Genomic DNA, 6,057 nt, shown 5'->3' with positions numbered 1-6,057 from the left:
CACGCTCCCGAATATCCAGTGATAGCGATTTGCCCATGTTCCACCTCCAAATATAGTGAATCACAAAATCCGCATCGTGGGAATCCCACCGATTCAGATTTCAAGGACGGCGCTCTAGCTTTCGCAAACTCGTAACCTTCTTCACTATTTTATGGGGGCCGACATGGAATTCATACTACCACTGGCAACGCTGGCCATCGTTCAGATGTTGGCAGTGATAAGCCCAGGGCAGTCCTTTGTTGTGGTGTCCAGGCTTGCGCTTTCAAGCGGTCGCAAGTCGGCAATATTCGCGTCGCTGGGAATGGGTTTCGGCTCCGTTCTATGGGCAATGGCTGCAATTGCAGGACTTGCTATCATTCTTGAAAATGCCGCTTGGCTTTATGGACTTATGAAGCTTGCGGGCGGTGCCTACCTTATCTTTCTTGCAGTAAAGATTTGGCGGCATGCGCCATCGAAGATTGAGCTTTCAGGAACGACATCTCAGCAGCTTTCGCTGAAGCATTCATTTGGCTTGGGCTTCATGACGCAACTGGCCAATCCGAAAGTTGTCATTTTCTTTGGATCTATATTTTTTGCGTTGCTGCCCGCAAACTCTGAGTATTGGGTATATCTGGTCAGCTTGGTGATCGTGTTTCTAAATGAAACGATCTGGTACACTTTGGTTTCGTTTTTCTTTTCCATCGAAAAGACACGCCAAACTTATCTTAAGCTCAAGGCTTGGATTGATCGCGGCATGGCTTCTGCACTCGGGCTACTTGGGGGTGGCCTGGTGGCAGACGCGGCCGACACGCTTTTGATGCGCCAGCGATAGCTGTATGTCTGCGAAAACACTCTAAAGTTGAACACTCTGGCTCTTGAGGCTAATCGGTGTAGCTATTGTGTCTGATACCATTCCTTTAGCCGAAGCATTCCAGTCTTCATATCCTGCTCCGTTCCGGCGTAGGAAAACCGCAGATAGCGCGCCCCACGGACCGGGTCAAAGTCATGGCCTGGGGTGACGGCGACGCCAGCTTTGCGCAGCAACTCTGCACACAGCAAGCGGCTGTCTTCGGTCATATCGCTGACATCGGCATAGACATAAAACGCGCCATCTGGCGGGGCGATTTTGGTAAACCCGGCTTTGGGAAGGTCGTTCAACAGCAGTGCACGGTTGCGGGCATAGACTGACAGGTTGGCCTGCAAATCAGCATCGCAATCCATCGCCGCCCACGCCGCGATCTGGCTGGCATGGGGCGCGCAGATGAAGAAATTCTGCATCAGGCGCTCGATCCGGCGGATATGCGCCTCAGGCACCACCATCCAGCCGATGCGCCACCCCGTCATGGAAAAGTACTTTGAGAACGAGTTGATGACATAAGCCTCATCGCTGATTTCCAGCGCCGAGACCGCCCGGTCGCCATATTGGATACCGTGGTAGATTTCATCCGAGATGAACGCGATACCGCGCTCCGTTGCGGCGCTGATCAACGTCGACAGGGCCGCGCGATCCAGCATCGTGCCAGTTGGGTTTGCGGGGCTTGCAACCAGCAGGCCATCCAGCCCGTCCAGCATGGTGGCCGTCGGCTGAAACCGATCCTCAGCCGATGTTTCCAACCGCACTGGGTTCAGACTTAACCCTTTGAGAATACTTCGATAGCTGGGATATCCCGGATCGCCAATGCCGACTTTCTCCCCGGCATCAAACAGCGACAGGAACGCAATCTGGAAGGCCGCAGAGGATCCGGCTGTGACAACGACCCGGGCCGGATCCAGATCAATATCGTACCAATCCCGATACAGACGCGCGATCCGCGCCCGCAACTCGGGCAGGCCCAAAGCCACGGTATATCCCAACGGGCCACTGTCCATCGCCTGTGCCAATGCAGCGCGGGCGGCGGCAGGTGCGCCGGTGCCGGGCTGTCCAACCTCCATATGGATGACAGAGCGACCCTCTGCCTCTGCCTTGCGGGCTGCCTCCATCACGTCCATCACGATAAAGGGATCGACATCACCACGTCTTGAAACCCGCATCTCTTTCACCCTAGCATATGGCAAATCACCCGGAGGGTTCATCATTTTCAGACGGCTGAAGCAAGGGGTTCTGACGGCAGTGCTGTCGCTGGCTATGGTTGCCCAGGCCAGCGCGGAACGTCTGATCCGTGATGCCGAGATTGAACGGACGCTGGATATTATCGCCCGGCCCATCCTGCAGGCCGCAGGTCTGGGGCCGTCATCTGTCCGGGTGCTGATCGTCAACAATCCCCGGATGAATGCCTTTGTTGCGGGCGGGAACAATATCTTTGTGAATACCGGTCTGCTGCGGCGGCTGAAAAGCATCGACCAAATTCGCGCCGTACTGGCGCATGAGGCCGGGCATATCACTGGCGGCCACCTGGCGCGGCGCAATCAGGCGATTGGCAACGCAAAAGGGGCTGCGGGCCTTGGCCTTTTGCTGGCACTGGCCACCGCACTGGCAGGCGGGCGCGAGGGGGCGGCAGCGGTGGCTATGATATCGGCTGAAGTGGCAAAGCGTGGCCTGATGCAACACAGCCGATCCGAGGAAGCCAGCGCCGATCAGGCCGGTTTGCGCTATATGATTGCAGCCGGGGCCGATGCCCGCGCGATCGTCGAGGTTATGAACCTGTTTAAGGGTCAAGAAGCGTTGTCTTCCACACGTGTCGACCCTTACGTGCGCACCCACCCCATGTGGTCGCAACGTTTGCGCTACATGGAAGACAAGGTCGCCTCGGCCCCGCGCGGAAAACCGCCGACAGACACCGAACGCTACTGGCATGCCCGAATGGTTGCCAAATTCAACGGGTTTATCCTGTCACCCCGCGACACGCTGCGCCGCTATCGCAATGACAATTCCGAGATCGGCCTGCTGGCCCGCGCAGTCGCCTATCATCGCTATCCTGACGTGCGCAAATCGCTGACCGAAATCGATAAGCTGATCCGGCTGCGCCCCAATGACCCCTTCTATCACGAGTTGAAGGGCCAGTTCCTGCTGGAGGGTGGCAAGGTCGGTGGGGCTATCAAATCCTATCGGACCGCCGCCAAACTGGCCCCGAAAGAACCGCTGATTCTGGCAGGTCTGGGTCGCGCCCTGATCGCGGCCAACCAGCCTGGCGCGACCAAAGAGGCTATGTCGGTGCTGAAACGCGCCAATGCTCTGGATTCGACGATATCCTCGGTCCTGCGGGATCTGGCAACGGGATATGCCCGAACCGGACAACCCGGAAACGCCTCGCTTGCAACCGCAGAGCGGATGGCATTGGAGGGGCGGCTGCGGGACGCAGAAATTCATGCCTCCCGCGCGATAAAACAGCTGCCCGAAGGCTCTACGGGTTGGCGAAAGGCCCGTGACATCTTAACTGTCACCCGAAGAGCATTGAAATGACAGGAGCAACGACCATGCGAATCCTTGCCTTTGTGACCGCGCTGCTGCTGTCACCTACCGTGATGGCCGACGGGCTGACCGATCTGAGCGATACAGAACGCACAGCGCTGCATGCCGAAATCCGCGCCTATCTGCTGGAAAACCCTGAAATTCTGATCGAGGTCACCGAAGTTTTGGAACAGCGTCAGGCGGAGCAACGGCTTGCCAATGATATAAAGCTGGTGGCGGAGAACCGTGAAGCATTGTTCGAGGACACGCATTCCTACGTCGCCGGAAATCCCGATGGGGATCTGACCATTGTAGAGTTTGTCGATTACCAGTGCGGCTATTGCAAAAAGGTCCACCCCGAGGTTGAGGCGCTGCTGGCTGAGGACCCGAATATCCGCCTGGTCGTAAAGGAATTTCCTGTTCTTGGTCCGATGTCCGTGACCGCATCACGCGCCGCCATTGGCGTTTTGCGAGATCAGGGGCCAGAGGTCTACAAGGCCTTTTCGAATGCCCTGATTGAGCATCAGGGCCGGTTGAGCGAGACGATCATCGTTGCACTGGCCGAGGATGCCGGGGTTGACCTGACCAAACTGGATGAAAGCGGGTCCAAGCAGGAAGTCGCAGACATTGTGCTGGCCAACCGCGATCTGGCGATCAAGCTTGAGCTAACGGGCACTCCGGCCTTTGTGATAGGCGACACTATCTTGCGAGGCTACGCGCCGGTAGATGATTTGCGTGTGCTGGTCGAGAAAGCGCGTGCAGGCGGCTGAACGATCTGTGCTTTTCACATCTGACGTGGCATCGTATAACCACGCTCGACATGTGCCTCAGGCAAACAACTAATAAACGGATAACGCATGAGCAAAAAACACTCCGATGACGTGGACTTCATCGAAGCGCTCGCCGCTTTGCTGAAAAAGAATGACCTGACCGAGGTCGAGGTTCGCCGCGAATATGGCGAAGACGACACGTTGGAAGTTCGTGTCGCGCGGCAGAGCATTGAAATGCCTGTGGCTGTGGCCCCGGTCCCCGCGCCTGTGGCAGCACCTGCCGCAGCAGCGCCAGCGCCTGCCACAGACAGCGGCAACGACCCGGCCCAGGATCCTGGTGCGGTCACGTCGCCGATGGTGGGCACTGCCTATCTGCAGGCAGAGCCGGGCTCGCCAGCCTTTGTATCCGTCGGCGATCAGGTCAATGAGGGGCAGACCCTGTTGATCATCGAAGCGATGAAAACCATGAACCAGATCCCTTCGCCCCGCAGCGGCACGGTCAAACGTATTCTGGTAACAGACGGTGAACCGGTCGAGTTCGGCGCACCGCTCTTTATCATTTCCTGAGGCGCGGGGAATGTTTGACAAGATCCTGATTGCCAACCGGGGCGAAATTGCCCTGCGCGTGATCCGCGCCTGCCGCGAGATGGGTATCCAATCCGTCGCGGTGCATTCCACCGCGGATGTAGACGCCATGCATGTCCGGCTGGCAGATGAAAGCGTCTGCATCGGCCCGGCCCCCGGTCCACAAAGCTACCTGAACATCGCCAATGTGATTTCCGCATGTGAGATCACCGGCGCGCAGGCGATCCACCCTGGCTATGGCTTTCTGTCGGAAAACGCCACGTTTGTGCAGGCATTGGAGGATCATGGCATCGCCTTTATCGGTCCTACATCCGAACATATCCGGGTGATGGGCGATAAGATCACCGCCAAGGAAACCATGAAAAACTTGGGCGTGCCTTGTGTACCCGGCTCTGATGGCGGCGTGCCGACGCTGGATGATGCGCGTCAGGTTGCTGACGACATGGGGTATCCGGTTCTGATCAAGGCCACCGCAGGCGGCGGCGGACGCGGCATGAAGCTGGCGCGCAGTGCCGATGAGCTGGAGATGGCGTTCTCATCCGCCCGGTCCGAGGCCAAGGCCGCCTTCGGCAATGATGAGGTCTATATCGAGAAATACCTCGGCAAGCCGCGTCACATCGAAATTCAGGTCTTTGGCGATGGCAAGGGCAGCGCGGTGCATCTGGGGGAACGCGATTGTTCCTTGCAGCGCCGTCATCAGAAGGTGTTCGAGGAGTCCCCTTCACCCGTAATTGACGCCGAAACCCGTGCCCGGATCGGGAAAACCTGCGCCGAGGCAGTTGCCGGTATCCAATATACCGGCGCGGGTACAATCGAGTTTCTCTATGAGAACGATGAGTTCTATTTCATTGAGATGAACACCCGTCTACAGGTCGAGCATCCGGTGACCGAAGCGATTTATGGTGTCGATCTGGTGGCAGAGCAAATCCGCGTTGCTGCAGGTCTGCCGATGTCCTTTACTCAGGATGATCTGGTGCCTCACGGCCATGCCATCGAATGCCGCATTAATGCGGAAAAATTCCCTGAATTCCGCCCCAGCCCCGGCACGATCAGTGCTTATCACGCCCCGGGCGGATTGGGCGTGCGGATGGATTCGGCAATCTATCAGGGCTATGCGATCCCGCCGCATTACGACAGTCTGATCGGCAAGCTGATTGTGCATGCTGATGACCGCACAACAGCGCTGGCTCGTCTGCATCGTGCATTGTCCGAAATGGTGGTCGATGGTATCGACACCACCCTGCCCTTGTTCGAGGCTCTATTGGCCGAACAGGATATCCAGACCGGCAACTACGATATCCACTGGTTGGAGAAGTGGCTGGAGAACAGCTAGAG

General features: G+C 57.5%; 6 protein-coding genes. 5 read left to right on the top strand and 1 reads right to left on the bottom strand.

Features of this window, described 5'->3' with window-relative positions; translation table 11 throughout:
- The first annotated feature begins 163 nt into the window (after positions 1-163).
- Positions 164-811, top strand: a complete 648-nt coding sequence (locus ACW9UQ_RS13215) for a LysE family translocator (protein ID WP_458931488.1) — start codon at positions 164-166, stop codon at positions 809-811.
- 62 nt (positions 812-873) lie between these two features.
- On the opposite strand, the gene ACW9UQ_RS13210 is transcribed toward ACW9UQ_RS13215, so the two are convergent.
- On the bottom strand, positions 874-2,010 hold the full coding sequence (locus tag ACW9UQ_RS13210; protein WP_458931487.1) for a pyridoxal phosphate-dependent aminotransferase: 1,137 nt from the start codon (positions 2,008-2,010) through the stop codon (positions 874-876).
- A gap of 79 nt (positions 2,011-2,089) precedes the next feature.
- Between ACW9UQ_RS13210 and ACW9UQ_RS13205 the strand changes: the two genes are divergently transcribed.
- The 4 genes from ACW9UQ_RS13205 to accC all read left to right on the top strand — a co-directional run bounded on the left by ACW9UQ_RS13205 (position 2,090) and on the right by accC (position 6,055).
- The gene (locus ACW9UQ_RS13205; protein WP_458931486.1) at positions 2,090-3,379 is read left to right on the top strand and encodes a M48 family metalloprotease; all 1,290 of its coding nucleotides are present in this window, start codon (positions 2,090-2,092) and stop codon (positions 3,377-3,379) included.
- A gap of 14 nt (positions 3,380-3,393) precedes the next feature.
- Positions 3,394-4,137, top strand: coding sequence for a DsbA family protein (locus ACW9UQ_RS13200; protein ID WP_458931485.1), 744 nt, complete (start codon positions 3,394-3,396; stop codon positions 4,135-4,137).
- Between the two features lie 87 nt (positions 4,138-4,224).
- Positions 4,225-4,704 carry an acetyl-CoA carboxylase biotin carboxyl carrier protein gene (gene accB, locus ACW9UQ_RS13195; protein ID WP_458931484.1) on the top strand — a complete coding sequence of 160 codons (480 nt, stop codon included), beginning with the start codon at positions 4,225-4,227 and terminating at the stop codon, positions 4,702-4,704.
- 10 nt (positions 4,705-4,714) lie between these two features.
- The gene (accC, locus tag ACW9UQ_RS13190; protein ID WP_458931483.1) at positions 4,715-6,055 is read left to right on the top strand and encodes an acetyl-CoA carboxylase biotin carboxylase subunit; all 1,341 of its coding nucleotides are present in this window, start codon (positions 4,715-4,717) and stop codon (positions 6,053-6,055) included.
- Positions 6,056-6,057: the final 2 nt, after the last annotated feature.

It is taken from the genome of Halovulum sp. GXIMD14793, assembly GCF_054457435.1.
The sequence above is the reverse complement of the archived record's forward strand: the minus strand, read 5'-3'. Positions and strand labels throughout refer to the sequence as shown.

Coding starts and splice junctions, on each gene's coding strand:
- ACW9UQ_RS13215 (WP_458931488.1), top strand. CDS start 164: ATGGAATTCATACTACCACTGGCAACGCTGGCCATCGTTCAGATGTTG.
- ACW9UQ_RS13210 (WP_458931487.1), bottom strand. CDS start 2,010: ATGCGGGTTTCAAGACGTGGTGATGTCGATCCCTTTATCGTGATGGAC.
- ACW9UQ_RS13200 (WP_458931485.1), top strand. CDS start 3,394: ATGCGAATCCTTGCCTTTGTGACCGCGCTGCTGCTGTCACCTACCGTG.
- accB (WP_458931484.1), top strand. CDS start 4,225: ATGAGCAAAAAACACTCCGATGACGTGGACTTCATCGAAGCGCTCGCC.
- accC (WP_458931483.1), top strand. CDS start 4,715: ATGTTTGACAAGATCCTGATTGCCAACCGGGGCGAAATTGCCCTGCGC.